At 70.5% G+C, this 13,354-nt stretch carries 10 protein-coding genes; 6 read left to right on the forward strand and 4 right to left on the reverse strand.

From position 1 onward, the window contains the following. Both OIE47_RS31015 and OIE47_RS31020 read left to right on the forward strand, forming a co-directional pair. Positions 1–1,320, forward strand: a complete 1,320-nt coding sequence (locus tag OIE47_RS31015; protein WP_326558075.1) for an SGNH/GDSL hydrolase family protein — start codon at positions 1–3, stop codon at positions 1,318–1,320. Between the two features lie 9 nt (positions 1,321–1,329). Next, a complete protein-coding gene (locus tag OIE47_RS31020; protein ID WP_326558076.1) occupies positions 1,330–2,478 on the forward strand; it encodes a hypothetical protein in 1,149 nt (382 codons plus the stop codon). A gap of 72 nt (positions 2,479–2,550) precedes the next feature. Here OIE47_RS31020 and OIE47_RS31025 read toward each other — a convergent pair whose 3' ends face one another. After that, the gene (locus OIE47_RS31025) at positions 2,551–4,611 is read right to left on the reverse strand and encodes a glycosyl hydrolase family 28-related protein (RefSeq protein WP_326558077.1); all 2,061 of its coding nucleotides are present in this window, start codon (positions 4,609–4,611) and stop codon (positions 2,551–2,553) included. A 312-nt stretch (positions 4,612–4,923) separates the two neighbouring features. Between OIE47_RS31025 and OIE47_RS31030 the strand changes: the two genes are divergently transcribed. The 3 genes from OIE47_RS31030 to OIE47_RS31040 all read left to right on the forward strand — a co-directional run bounded on the left by OIE47_RS31030 (position 4,924) and on the right by OIE47_RS31040 (position 10,425). Beyond that, a complete protein-coding gene (locus OIE47_RS31030) occupies positions 4,924–6,198 on the forward strand; it encodes a M48 family metalloprotease (protein WP_326563288.1) in 1,275 nt (424 codons plus the stop codon). Between the two features lie 184 nt (positions 6,199–6,382). Continuing rightward, a complete protein-coding gene (locus OIE47_RS31035) occupies positions 6,383–7,171 on the forward strand; it encodes a hypothetical protein (RefSeq protein WP_326558078.1) in 789 nt (262 codons plus the stop codon). Positions 7,172–7,326: 155 nt separating this feature from the next. Further along, positions 7,327–10,425, forward strand: a complete 3,099-nt coding sequence (locus tag OIE47_RS31040; RefSeq protein WP_326558079.1) for a GH92 family glycosyl hydrolase — start codon at positions 7,327–7,329, stop codon at positions 10,423–10,425. 51 nt (positions 10,426–10,476) lie between these two features. Here the strand turns inward: OIE47_RS31040 and OIE47_RS31045 are convergent, their stop codons facing one another. Genes OIE47_RS31045 through OIE47_RS31055 form a run of 3 tightly spaced genes read right to left on the reverse strand, consistent with a single transcriptional unit; the run spans position 10,477 to position 12,453 of the window. Then, the gene (locus tag OIE47_RS31045; protein WP_442792005.1) at positions 10,477–11,373 is read right to left on the reverse strand and encodes an ADP-ribosylglycohydrolase family protein; all 897 of its coding nucleotides are present in this window, start codon (positions 11,371–11,373) and stop codon (positions 10,477–10,479) included. Between the two features lie 31 nt (positions 11,374–11,404). Next, on the reverse strand, positions 11,405–11,755 hold the full coding sequence (locus OIE47_RS31050; protein WP_326558081.1) for a transcriptional regulator: 351 nt from the start codon (positions 11,753–11,755) through the stop codon (positions 11,405–11,407). Beyond that, on the reverse strand, positions 11,752–12,453 hold the full coding sequence (locus tag OIE47_RS31055; protein WP_326558082.1) for a hypothetical protein: 702 nt from the start codon (positions 12,451–12,453) through the stop codon (positions 11,752–11,754). Before OIE47_RS31055 ends, OIE47_RS31050 begins: the two co-directional genes overlap by 4 nt. Positions 12,454–12,696: 243 nt before the next feature. Here OIE47_RS31055 and OIE47_RS31060 point away from each other — a divergent pair, with 243 nt between their 5' ends. Continuing rightward, the gene (locus tag OIE47_RS31060; protein WP_326558083.1) at positions 12,697–13,338 is read left to right on the forward strand and encodes a hypothetical protein; all 642 of its coding nucleotides are present in this window, start codon (positions 12,697–12,699) and stop codon (positions 13,336–13,338) included. The last annotated feature ends 16 nt before the right edge of the window (positions 13,339–13,354 follow it).

Genomic DNA, 13,354 nt, shown 5'->3' on the forward strand with positions numbered 1-13,354 from the left:
ATGGACCGGCGATCGTCGGTTACGGGACCGTTCGGGTCCGACAACCGCGCCGCCACCGGCCGCTGGGTGCACACCTGGGTATCGATGCCGCAGCTCACCGAGCCCGACAACCTGCCGCCGCCACCGTTCACCCGCGACAACCTGGTGTTCGCCGATACCACCCTGCGGCAGACCGTCCAGGTGTCGGTCGGGGCCCGGCAGGTGCGGCTGCGCTTCTCCAACGCCTTCGGGGGCGCCGCACTGCCGATCACGGCCGTCACGCTCGCGCAGCCGGTCGACGGGCGGGCGGGTGTCAGCGGCATCCGCTCCGGGGCCGCCCGTACGGTGACCTTCTCCGGGCGGCCGTCGGTGTGCGTACCGGTCGGGGCGCAGGCCGTCTCCGATCCGCTGGACTTCGAGATCGCGCCCCGGTCGAACCTCACCGTCTCCGTCTACCTGGCGCAGGGGCAGGCGTCGGACCACGTCACCTCGCATCCCGGCTCCCGGACCACCTCGTACCTGGTGGCCGGCAACCAGGTTGTGGCGGCCGACCTGCCGACGGCGACGCCGATCGAGCACTGGTACCTGCTGAGCGGGGTCGAGGCGTGGTGCGATCGCAGGGCGGCGGCGGTGGTGATGCTGGGCGACTCGCTCACCGACGGCCGGGGTTCCACCACGAACTCGAACAACCGCTGGCCGGACCGACTGCTCGACCGTCTCCAGTCCGACCCGGCCACGGCGCGGGTCGCCATCCTCAACCAGGCGGCCGGCGGCAACCGGGTCCTGAACGACGGGCTCGGCCCGAGCGCACTGGCCCGGCTCGACCGTGACGTGCTGTCCCAGAGCGGTGTCGAGTGGCTGGTCGTGTTCGAGGGTGTGAACGACATCGGCACCGCCGAGCCCACCGAAGCCGCACAGAGGCGGATCGCCGAGGACCTGATTTTCGCGTACGAGCAGATCGTCACCCGGTCGCACGCGCACGGCATCCGGGTGTACGGCGCGACACTGCCGCCGTTCGGCGGCCACACCGGGTACGACGACCCGAGCGGCCTGCGTGCCTCGGCCCGGCGGCAGGTCAACGACTGGATCCGTACCGGCAACGGGTTCGACGGTGTGCTCGACTTCGACCGGGCGGTGCGTGACCCGGCGAACCCGAGGCGACTCCTGCCGGCGTACGACAGCGGGGATCACCTGCACCTGAACCCGACCGGTTACCGCGCACTGGCCGATGCCGTACCGCTCCGGCTGTTCCACCGGGAACCACTCCCGCCCGGTTCCGGTTCCGCCCGGTGGCACGCGGACGACGCGCGGGATCGTCTGCCCGGGCGGCGGAGGCGATAGGGTCGAGTCGTGAGCGACCTCGAAGTGGACCGTGCCCAGCAGGTCTTTGCTCAGGCCTCGCGGTGGCTGTTCAGCGAACCGATGGCCGCGTTGCTCGCGGCGTTCGGCGAGCGGATGCCGGCCGACGGCTCGGCCTGGCGGGACAGCGCCGGCGACACCGCCGAATGGCTGCATCTCAACGAGGCACTGCCCACCGCGTTCGACCACGGTGTGGACCCGGCCCGTCTCGACGTGCTGCACCGGGTGTTGCTGGTGGAGCGGATGGCCGCCCGGCACTTCAACTTCCGGGACGACCCGGCGGGCAAGTACCGGGAGCGGTCGCAGGCGACGAGGGGCGACTTCACCACCGAGTTCCGGGAACGGGTGCTGGCACTCGCCGGCCAACTCGACCTGGTCGAGTCACGTCCACCGAGGTACCCGCGCTACGACCACACGCTGGTGCTCGGCGGCGGCTACCGTTCGCCGCTGCTGCGGTCCCGGTTCGCCGCGCAGGTTCGTGCGTCCGGAGTGGACCTCGGGCAGATCGCCCTGCTCGGCAGCCCACGCTTCCTGATCACGGAAGATCCGCCGGAACGGCCGGTCGTGGAGAGCTACGCGCCCGGTGCCACCGACGAGTTCGACCTGCTGATCGCCGCCGCCCAGCAGGAGTTCGGGGTGTCGCCGACGGTTGCCGAGTTCGTCTGCGGCTGTGCGTCGGCCGAGCGGCAGTGCCCACGTTGGCAGTCGGGGGACGTGCAGGGGACGCCTTCGGCGTACACGCACGAGCGCCGGACCAGCCTGGCCGATCCGGCGGGGCACCCGGTCGCGTCGGCGCTGTCGGCGAGTACGGGTCGGCCACCGTACCGGCCCCAGACCTCGGACACGTTCGCGCTGTGGGCGCGACTCAACGATCCGCGGCCGGACCAGCGGCTGCTGGTCGTCACCACGCAGGTGTTCGTGCCGTTCCAGTCGTTCGACGCGATGCGGCTGCTCTACCTGCCCTATGGCCTGGACATCGACACCGTCGGCCTGCCCACCCAGTGGGGTGACCGGCCACTGAGCGCCGAGTACCTGTTGCAGGAGACGCTGTCGGGGATCCGATCCGCGCGCCGGTTGCTGGTCGACGCCGCCGAGGCCTTCGTCCGGGCGGACGAGCCCCTGCTGACACCCGACCGCTAGGCGACGAGCATCGGGCGGGCACCCGGGTCTGGTCCTGACCCGAGTGCCCGCCCGCGGTGTGCTTCCGACGTCCTACCAGGCGGACGGTGCCGGCGGTACGACGACCGGCGGGCGGTCGTCGCAGGTGATGGTGTTCGGCAGCTCCCAGGCGGCGAGCCAGGGGCCGGTGGTGCCACCCCCGTCGTTGCCGCCGAGGTCGGTCACGGAGAACTCCGAGCCGGTGGGCGGGAAGTTGAACGACCCGCAGTTGTTGATGCCGACCGCACCGACGTTGCGGGCGTCGACGTTCTCGAACGAGGCGGATCCGGAGACGCGGGCGCTGAGTACGGAGGTGCCCGTACCGTCGACCCTGATGTCCTTGAAGTGGACGTTCCTGATGGAGTAGAGGTCCTTCACCGACCACTCGCTGACCATCATGATCGCGTTGTAGGTACTGTCGAGGTAGTGGTCCCCGACGACCTGGATGTCCGCGTCGATGGTCTTCTCGAGGGCGTAGATCCAGATGGCGCCCAGGCCGATGTTCCAGTTCAGCTCGAAGGTGCCGGCCCGGACCACGGTGTTGTTCGTGATCCACAGGTGCCCGGCGAACGGCTGTGCGCCGAACCGGGAACCGATCTGGATGCCGCTGCCCTCCCGGATCGGGTCGGCGACGAGGTTGTTCGAGACGGTGTTGTCCGTGCCGCCGTAGATCGCGATCCCGTTGGCGAGCGTCGGGGTCTGCACGGTGTTGTGGTCGAAGGTGTTGTTGGCGTTCGCGGTCGTCTCGGACCACATGGCCAGGCCGTCGTCACCGGTGTTGCGGATGAAGTTGTTCGCCACCACCGAGTCCGTCACACCGATATGGAAGTTGAGCGCGTCGGCGATCTGGTCGACGATGACGTTGTTGGTGACCCGTACGTTGGTCATCGGACCGTCGAACCAGAGGCCGACCTTGGTGTGCCGGATGTGCAGGCCGTCGATGGTCGAGTTGCTCATCGCACCGCCGATGCCGTTCACCTGGTCGGTGTCGATGCGCTCGCGTACGTCGCCCTCGATCGCGAACCCGGACAGGTGGACGTTGTTGCTCCCGCCGACCGCGGCGTCCTTGCCGTAGAAGCCCACGCCGGTGTGCACGGAGCCGTCCGGGGCCGGGGGATCGAGCGCGACCTCGCGGCCCTTGATGATCGTGTACCAGCTTCCGGCGCCCTCGATCGTCACGTCGTCCACGATGATGTGCCGGTTCACCTGGTACGTGCCCGGCGGCACGTAGACCTTGAGGCGGGTGAGCTTGGCGAAGGCGATCGCCCGGTCGAACGCGCCGGCGGAGTCGCGCCGGCCGGTCGGGTCCGCGCCGAAGGCCAGCACGTTCGCCGCGATCAGCCGGACCTGCGGCGGGGCGACGAGCTGCGAGTCGAGCAGGTCGATGACCGTCCAGGCGGCGTTGCTGCCGGCTGGCGCCGTGAGTCGTACCTTGTCACCGGCGCGGTAGGTCTGGCCGAGCAGCAGGCGCTGCTCGTCGTAGAAGTGCATCGGGCGGAACGGCTTGGTGATCGTCGGGGTCGGGGTGGTGGCCGCCGGTACGCAGGCGCACTCGGTGATCCACCAGTCCGGGTGCAGCAGGTCGGCGTTCGGGTCGTTGGTGAACGAGTACTGGTTGTAGAGCCAGGCGTACTGCGAGGTGAGCGTCATGGTCTTCTTCGACCCGCCGTTCACCGTGACGTTGAGCGGCGCGGTGATCCCGCCGCCGTTGGGCGCGTCCGGGAGGCTGTAGCGCACCGTGATGGCGTTCGCGGCCTTCGGCAGGGTGAACTCGACGTACTGTCCGGGGGTCAGCTTGACCGCCCTGCGCCCGGACGCCTCCGACGGCAGCGTGTACGGCGTGCGGTCGGGACCGATCACCACGCCGTTGGTCCGGGCGTTCTCCGCCTCCTGTTCGAGGAAGTCGACGTTGGCGCCCCGGCCGGCGACGAGTGACGGGTCGAGTCCCGCGCGCGTCACCACCGGGGCCGGGCCGGATGGGGTCTTCCCACCGGCGTACGCCGTGCCGGCGCCGCCCCCGACGACCAGGCTGAGACCTATGACAGCCGCCGCCGCTACCCAGCGCGGTGGCCGGGTGGACCGCCTCGCCGTAACTCCGATGATGCTCCGTGACATCGAATGACTCGTTTCTCTCGGGACGGTGACGGTGAGCCGACGCTCAACGGCGGAGCGTCCTCCGTGGTGGCCGCAGGGTCGTCACGCTACGTTCACAGACTTGAAACAGAGCTGGAGCCGTCATGTTATTGCAGAAATCTGTCAATATTCAAGCGCAACTTTGTCGTATATTTTGGGACCATTGTCGACATTCAAAGCGGATGTCGGCGACGAGCAGTCCGTGGGGGGAGCGGACCACCGGCACCGCCCGAGTCGAGCCGAACGGGCGGTAGCCCGGCCGGTGACCGTACGGAATGATCTCCGCGCGTGATCATGAGTACGACCGCCGCCGCTCCCACCGACCTCTCCCGCTGCGCCAGGTGCGCGACGGCGACCGTGACCGTGAACGGGGCGACCCCCTGGTGTCCCGCCTGCGAGTGGAACCTCGACCTCTTCGAACCGGCCCGACGGACCCCCGAGCTCGGTTGGCGCTGGGCCGACCGACGGATACACCGGATCGCGTACCGGCTGACCGGACGGCAGTTCGCCGAGCTGGTCGGGCGCAGCCTCGACCGCCCCCGGATCTCGGCGGCGCGGATCGTCACCGTCACCGCGTCGGTGCTCCTGCTCGTCGGCATCGTCGCGCTGGCCGTCCTCGGGGTCTGGCTGGTGACGTACAGCTTTCCGGCACCGGCGATCGTGCCCGGCGTCGCCGCACTCGGGCTGGCCGTCGCACTGCGCCCCCGCTTCGGCCGGCCCGACCCGCACGCCGACATCCTGACCCCGGAGCAGGCGCCCGCACTGCACCGGCTGATCGAACAGGTGGCGGCGGCGGTCGGTGCGCCGGCTCCGCACATCGTGCAGGTCGAGGACACGTTCAACGCGTACGCGACCTCGGTGGGACTGCGGCACCGTCGGGTGCTCTGCCTGGGTCTGCCGTTGTGGGGCGTCCTGCGCCCGCAGGAGCGGGTGGCGTTGCTCGGCCACGAGCTGGGTCACTTCGTCAACGGCGACGTACGACGCAGCCTGCTCACCCAACCCGCCTTCACCACGCTCGCCTCCGCCGCCGACCTCGTCCGACCCCACCACGGCTCCACCGACGGAGTGAGCCCATTCGTCATGATGGCCGTCCGGGTCGTCCAGGCGATGGCGGTGCGGGTCCTGCTCGCCGCCCATGTCCTGCTCGTCTGGGTCGGCCTGCGGGACACCCAACGCGCCGAATACCTGGCCGACGAACTGGCGGCGACCGCGGCCGGCTCGACCGCGGCGGTGGACCTGCACGAGGTGATCCTGCTGACCGACAGCATCGAGCTCGTCGTACGCCGGGAGGCCCGTGCCGGGCGCGGCGTCGCCCACTGGCGCGCGGCGGCCGACGAGGCGCGGACCGCGTTGCGTCCGGGCATCGGCGTCCGGGGCCAGCTTTCCATCCGGGACGAGGTTTCCCTGTTCGCGAGCCACCCGCCGGTCGGAATGCGCCTGCGGATGCTGCGCGGACGGACCTGGCGCACCTCGGCGGTGGGCCTGACCGAGACCGAATCGGCGGGGATCGACGCCGAACTCGTCAAGGAGTACGAACGCGTCCGCCGCGTCCTCGCCTGGTCGCACTGAGCGTCCCGCTCCCACCATTCTGCCAGGGGCGGCGAATCGGTCACGGCCCGTCGCCGTTGCGAGCCGGACGGCGACCCGAACGGCCCGACGGTGAACCGGTCGTGCCGTACGTCTCGGCTGGCCGCCCCTGGCCCCGGACTCTTCCGTCGATGCCACCCGAGCCGTTGCGGGCTATACAAAGGTGGTGAGTATCGGTGGAGCGGAGCTCGTCATCGCCATGGTCGGCTGGCTGTACGAGCACAGCCGTGAGCTGCTTTCGAATCGGGCGAGCAACGTACGTGCGGCGGCGACCCTCGACTTCGCCCAGACGCCCCCGACCACCCCGTTCAAGATCCGCTTTCGGACGCCGCGTCGATCGGGTGACGCGTGGGCTCTGGTCGCGTTCGGCCATGAGGACGGACGAACGCCGTACATAGCCCCGGTCGGAGTCAACTGCGGCATTGCCTGCTCGTTGCCGCCCGGCCACTACGAGATCCGGGCGCTGTATCTGTCGCCGAAGACAAGCCACACGCACGTGCCGCTACTGCTCGGGATCGGCTCGGCCTATCACCCGATCATGCCGGGGCGGCTACGCCCCTACCAGATCGTCGGCCGCGTTCCGACCGGCGAGGACCTCGCACACCTGCGGGAAACGCACCCCAAGGGACTGCCGTTCAAGCTGCCGACACACCTGCCGGCCGCGCGCCGACAGGTCGAGGACCTCTGGTCGCCGGACCCCGACGAATGGGCGGGTGGCGGGCGGGCGAGCCTGGGTCGGGCAAGCCCGGGTCGGGCGCGGGTGGATCCGTACGAGATCCTGGCGTCGCCAACACCGCCGGATCCGCCCAGGTCGGCGGCGGGTCCGCCGAGGCACGTGCTCTCGGATGATCCGTTCGACGCCGCCCAGTGCTACAAGTGCAGTCGGTCCGGCCTCCGGTGTACCCGATGCGGAAAATTCCGGTGCGTCCTGCATCGCGACGAGAGTTGCCCGTAGGCACCGGCGGTCACCGCGGTTGGTTGCCGAGGTCGGTCACCCGGACGGCTTCACACCCCATTCACCAGGGCGACGATCCTTTGTCGATCTTCAGTACGGCGTCCGCCGTAGCTTCGGGTCGACCATCGACAGCCCTGGGAGGGTGACTTGTGTCCATGACCCGGATCAGTGCCACGGCCGGTCTGGTGCTCGCGATCGTCGCGGGCACCGCGGGTGCCGTACCAGCCAGCGCCACCACCGGCGCGGACCTGGTGACGGACCCGGCCAGCTACGTGGATCCCTTCATCGGCAGCGCCCGCGACGGCAACACCTGGCCCGGCGCGGTGCGTCCGTTCGGGATGATCTCGTGGAGCCCGACCAGCACACGCGGCGACCAGACCAGCACCGGTGCGGCCAACGGGTACCAGTACGACACCACGCGGGTGCGCGGGTTCAGCCTCACCCACGTCAACGGCGCCGGGTGCAACCCCGGCGCGGCCGGCGACGTGCCGATCATGCCGTACGTCGGCGCCGTCGACTCCTCGCCGACCGCCGACACCACCGACGCCAAGTACGCCAGCAACTTCTCCCACGCCACCGAGTCGGCCGACCCGGGCCGGTACACGGTCACCCTCGACTCCGGGGTGAAGACCGACCTCGCGGTGAGCACCCGCGCCGGGGTGGGCGAGTTCGGCTTCCCCGCCGGCAAGCCCGCCAACCTGCTCTTCCGCACCTCGAACTCGCTCAACGGCAGCGAGGACGCGGAGATTGACATCGACGTCGCACACCAGCGGGTCACCGGTTCGGTGCTGACCGGGGCGTTCTGCGGCCGGCGGGCAAACGGCGGGGTGAACAACCGCAAGACGTACTACCGCCTCTACTTCAGCGCCACCTTCGACCGGCCGTTCGTCGGCAACGGTGTCTGGACCGACGCCACCCTCACCCCCGGTGGTGTCCACGCCACCGGCGGCGAGGGGTACGCCACCGGCGCGGACCGGGCAGGGCGCGGCTCCGGCGGGTACGTCACCTTCGCCACCGGTGCCGACACCGGCACCCGGGTACGGATGCGGGTCGGCATCTCCTACGTCAGCCTCGCCGGTGCCGAACTGAACCGGGACACCGAACTGCGGCCCGGCGCCACCGTGCAGACGGTCGCCGACCAGGGCTACCGCGAGTGGAACGAGCAACTGCGCGGAGTCCGGATCGGCGGCGGCTCGCCCGACCAGCGCACCACGTTCTACACCGCGCTGTACCACGCGATGCTCCAGCCGAACATCTTCAACGACGTCGACGGCCGGTATCTCGGCAGCGACATGGCCGTGCACAGCCTCGCCCCGGGACAGAAGGCCCAGTACGGCACCTTCTCCGGCTGGGACCAGTACCGGGCCCACATCCAGTTGCTCGCCCTGCTCAAGCCGCAGGTCGCCGGCGACTTCGCGCAGTCGCTCTACCAGTTCGCCCAGCAGAACAACGGCATCTGGGACCGCTGGATCCACAACAACGGCTCCACCCACGTGATGACCGGCGACCCGGCCGCGCCGACCCTGGCCACCTTCGCCGCGATGGGCGTACGCAACTTCGACAGCGTCGGGGCGTACGAGTCGCTGCTGCGGCAGGCGACCGTACAGAACCCGGACGCGGAGAACGACGGCGGCTGCCCCGGCCAGTGCACCGGCCAACGGCCGGCCCTGGACCGGTACCTCGCCCTGCACTACGCACCCCAAAATGCCTGCCACTGCTGGGGCGGGGCGGCCGAGACCCTGGAGAACTCGCTCGCCGACTTCTCCCTGGCCATGTGGGCGCAGCGGCTCGACCGGGACACCGAGTACCAGACGCTGGCGGAGCGGGGCAACTGGTGGCGCAACACGTACAACTCGGCCGCCACCCCGACCGACGGCTACCAGCAGGCCCGTAACTCCGACGGGAGTTGGGCCGGCGGCTTCAGCCCGTCCACCGACGTCGGCTTCGCCCAGGGGTCCAGCGCCACCTACACCTGGATGGTGCCGCAGAACGTGGCGGGACTCGCCGCCGCGATGGGCGGTACGGCGGACGCGATCCGTCGGCTCGACGGATTCTTCCACGACGAGGCCGGCAACTGGGCGGTCCGGGGCGGCAGTGCCCTGCGGTACGACCCGACGAACGAGCCGGGCCTGCACGCACCGTGGCTCTACAACGGGCTCGGTCAGCCGTGGAAGACCCAGGCGACCGTACGCGAGATCGTCGACACCGTGTACGGCACCGGACCGTCCGGACTGCCCGGCAACGACGACCTCGGCACCATGTCGGCCTGGTACGTCTTCGCCGCGATAGGCGTCTTCCCGCAGGTGACCGGGCGGGCGGAACTGCTCCTGGGCAGCCCGCTCTTCCCGACCGTGCGGATCGAGCGGGACAACGGGGTGAAGCTCGTTGTCAACGCCCCGAACACCTCCGACGCCAACCAGTACGTCCAGTCCGTACGCCTCGACGGTGCGCCGTACGCGAAGTCGTGGCTGCCCGAGTCGTTCATCCGCAGCGGCGGCACCGTGAACGTGACGCTCGGCGCCGACGCGAACCGGAGCTGGGGCACCGGCGCCAACCAGGTTCCCCGCGACCGGGTGCCCGTACCCGGCGCCTGTGACGGGGTCGAGCTGCCGCAGCCGGCACCGGGCACGCCGGGGCTGACCGGGGTCGGCTACTGGCCGCTGGACGAGAACACCGGCAGCACCACCGTCGACCGGGTCGCCGGCAACAACGGCACCCTGGTCAACGGACCGACCTGGACCGCCGGCCGCAACGGGTCCGGGCTGCAGTTCAGCAACGGCAACCAGTACGTCGACACCGGTCGTACCATCCTCGACACCAAGGGTGGTTACACCGCCGCGGCCTGGGTACGGCTGGACAGCGCCAGCGGCGCGTTCCAGACGGTGGTGAGCCAGGACGCGGACCGCAACAGCGCGTTCTTCCTCCAGTACTCCGGCGGTGACCGCAGGTTCGCGATGAGTTTCGCGGGCGTACGGGCGGTCGCTCCGACGGTGCCGGTCGCCGGTCAGTGGTACCACCTGGTGGGTGTCCGGGACGCCGCCGCCGGACGGCTCAGCGTCTACGTCGACGGGCAGCTCGGCCGGCAGGTCGACGCCTGCGCCGGCGAGGCGTCGACCGGACCACTGGTGATCGGTCGGGGCAGGTTCGGCGGTGGCCCGGTCGACTACTGGGGTGGCGCGATCGACCAGGTGCACGTCTACGACCGCCCGCTCGGTGCGGCCGAGGTCAAGGCGCTCTACGACTCGGGCCGGTAGGTCCGGTCCCGCGTGGGGTGGGCGAGCCGTCCGGCTCGCCCACCCCACGCTTCACTGTCTTACGAGACTCGGCAGTGGTTCCCGGTGTGCCAGCCAGGCCGCCGGGATCCCGCCGTAACCACGGCCGGTGTACGCGGCGACGATCCCGCCGACGATCGCCGAGGTGGTGTCGACGTCTCCGCCCGCCCGCAGACAGGCGACGATCGCCGACGGGTAGTCGTCCAGGTGGGTGGCCGCGGCCCAGAGCGCGAACGGCACCGTGTCCTGCGCCAGCACCCGGCTGCCGTTGCCCAGCTCGTACGCCGCCTCGCGGACGCTGGCCCCGAGCAGGGTCCGCGCCCGTTCGATCCCGGTCTTCACCCGGCTTTCGACCAGATAGGCGAGTACGGCGTCGAGCAGGTCCGGGGGGTCGGGTCGACTCTGGACCAACCGAGCCCATCCCGTCTCGGCGGCGGCGACCGCCACGGCGACCGCGCCGAGGATGGCCTCGCTGTGTGCGTGGGTGACCTCCGCCGACCGCATCGCCTCGAGTGCCGCGGTACGCGAGTCTCCGGCGTGAAAGGCGCCCAGTGGCGCGACCCGCATAGCGGCCCCGTTGCCCATCGAGCCCTGCCCGCCGAACGCGGCCGGGTCGACCTCCCGCCAGGAGGCGCCTTCCCGGAGCTGTCGCAGGATGACCACGGCACCCCCGCCGTAGCCCCGGTACGGCTCGAAGTGTTCACCGAACGTGGCGGCCAGGCGGTCCTGGTCGATGCGTCCGCGCTGGTGTAGTTCGCTCACCACCGAGCAGGCCATCTCGGTGTCGTCGGTCCACGGCCAGGGCGCTGCGGGCACTACCCCGGCGACGAGATCACCGACGGCGGTGCCGGGTACGAAGAACTGGGCGCCGAGCGCGTCGCCCACCGACAACCCCTCCAGGCTGTCCATACAGAGTTCGAATGACGTCATATTGCTCTTGATCCTGCCACGGCCGTTGCCCCTACTGGCCGTTGGTCGTCTCGACGCGGGCGATGAGCTGCTTGAGTCGCGCGATCTCCTCGGCGAGTGCGGTGTTGCCGGCTGCGGTGAGGGTGATCCAGGTCCGGCCCCGCCGCCCGGCGTAGCCCTTCTCGACCTGGACCAGCCCGGCCGTCTCCAGTACGCCCAGGTGCTGGGAGAGGTTCCCGGCGGTCAGCGCCAACTGGGTACGCAGGAATCCGAACTCCACCCGTCGGGCCTCGTGCGCGATGGTGAGGATCCCGAGCCGGACCCGCTGGTGCACCACGTCGTCGAGCCCGGTGACCGGGTGCGGGGATTCGGTCTCGTCCGGGGTGTCGGCGGGGTCGGTCACCGGGGCTGTCGCAGCCGTTGCGCCAGCGCGAAACCGGCACTGCCCGCCAGCAGCACGCCGCCGCTGATGACGTGCATCGGTGCGAACTCCCACTGGTTGCCCCAGTGGTTTCCCCAGCCGAAGTTGATCGGCACCGCTATCACCGTCAGGTATCCGAGGGCGAACAGCAGCAGCGCCCGGTGGCGTTCCAACCAGGCCAGCACCAGCAGCGCCAGCCCGATCGAGCCGGTGAAGTCGGTCAGTCGGAACAGGGCGAGGACGACCCAGGGCAGGGGGTCCGAGCGGTCCGGCGGCGGGAGGTAGTTCCCCACCACCAGGTGCCCGACGGTGAACAGGGCGACCAGCACGATGCCCACGATGACGTACGGCACCACCCGGGTGCCCAGTCCCCGGGCGCGGGCGACCCGCAGGTATCCGGCGGCGATCACCACGTACGCCAGGACCAGCGCCGTCCACCAGTAGATGGACGCGGACTGGAACCAGACCTTGCACACCTCGCCGTCGTCCACCGGACGGCACTCGCTGAGAACCTGGTGACCGTACCGGTACGCGGGGATCGCACCGAAGGTCACCAGGGCCAGCACCAGCAACGGCAGCCACGTCACCCGTTGGGCGAGACGGACCCGGTGCGCGAGGTCGCGCGCGTCAGCCAGCAGCCGGCGGGGGTCGCCGCCGGCGGGAACCGCATCTGAAGTCATGCCAATAGGTTTCCATAACAAACCAATTGGCGCTAGTAACAATCTCGACCGAAGTCATGATCGTCCGCGGTCCTCGACCGGAGCCGACAACAGGGCATGATCGAAAGCCGGTCGGCGGCCCCCGACCCGGCACGCGGTATCGTCACGGCAGGTCGGCCGGGTCTGGTGCGTGCCCGGCCAAGCCGCCACGGCAATCGGGAGCCCGTTGCGGGTCTCGGGCGAGCTGGCTGAAGGGCGGGACGGATGATCATCCCTGGGCGGTTCAACGGACCACCCGGCTCGGGCAACGGTGGCTACAGCGCCGGAATCTTCGCCGACGGCGCCCCGCGCGAGGTCACGCTGCGTATGCCGCCGCCGCTGGACACGCCGCTGTCGCTGGTCGAGGGCCGGGTCCGGGACCCGGACGGCGCCGTCGTGGCCGAGGTCGCGCCGACCGGAGCCGTCGACACCGTGGTCCCACCGATCGGGTACGCCGACGCGCAGCGCGCCTCCGCCGCGTACGTCGGGTTCACCGGTCATCCGTTCCCCACCTGCTACGTCTGCGGACCCGACCGCGCCGACGGCCTCGGTATCTTCCCCGGCCCGGTGTCGGACGGCCGCACCGCCGCCCCCTGGACGGTCCCGGCCGACGTGTCGCCGGCGATGGTCTGGGCCGCGCTCGACTGCCCCGGCGGCTGGGCGATCATCGGCCCCGCCCGGCCGTACGTGCTCGGCCGGATCGCCGTCCAACCGGTTCGGATGCCGGCGCCGGGTGACCTGTGCGTGGTGGTGGGCGAGCTGGCCGCCGCCGAGGGTCGTAAGGCTCTCGTGCACAGCACCCTGTACGGCCCCGACGGTGCCGAACTGGCCCGGGCCCGCGCCACCTGGATCGCGGTCGCCGGTTGATGCCACGGGAAACAAG

Origin of the sequence: Micromonospora sp. NBC_01796, from assembly GCF_035917455.1 — a bacterium.
In the GTDB taxonomy this organism is placed as follows: domain Bacteria; phylum Actinomycetota; class Actinomycetes; order Mycobacteriales; family Micromonosporaceae; genus Micromonospora_G.

Excerpts from the sequence above, each read along its gene's own strand:
- OIE47_RS31025 (WP_326558077.1), bottom strand. The coding sequence starts at position 4,611 with ATGTCACGGAGCATCATCGGAGTTACGGCGAGGCGGTCCACCCGGCCA.
- OIE47_RS31045 (WP_442792005.1), bottom strand. The coding sequence starts at position 11,373 with ATGACGTCATTCGAACTCTGTATGGACAGCCTGGAGGGGTTGTCGGTG.
- OIE47_RS31030 (WP_326563288.1), top strand. The coding sequence starts at position 4,924 with ATGAGTACGACCGCCGCCGCTCCCACCGACCTCTCCCGCTGCGCCAGG.
- OIE47_RS31060 (WP_326558083.1), top strand. The coding sequence starts at position 12,697 with ATGATCATCCCTGGGCGGTTCAACGGACCACCCGGCTCGGGCAACGGT.
- OIE47_RS31015 (WP_326558075.1), top strand. The coding sequence starts at position 1 with ATGGACCGGCGATCGTCGGTTACGGGACCGTTCGGGTCCGACAACCGC.
- OIE47_RS31055 (WP_326558082.1), bottom strand. The coding sequence starts at position 12,453 with ATGACTTCAGATGCGGTTCCCGCCGGCGGCGACCCCCGCCGGCTGCTG.
- OIE47_RS31040 (WP_326558079.1), top strand. The coding sequence starts at position 7,327 with ATGACCCGGATCAGTGCCACGGCCGGTCTGGTGCTCGCGATCGTCGCG.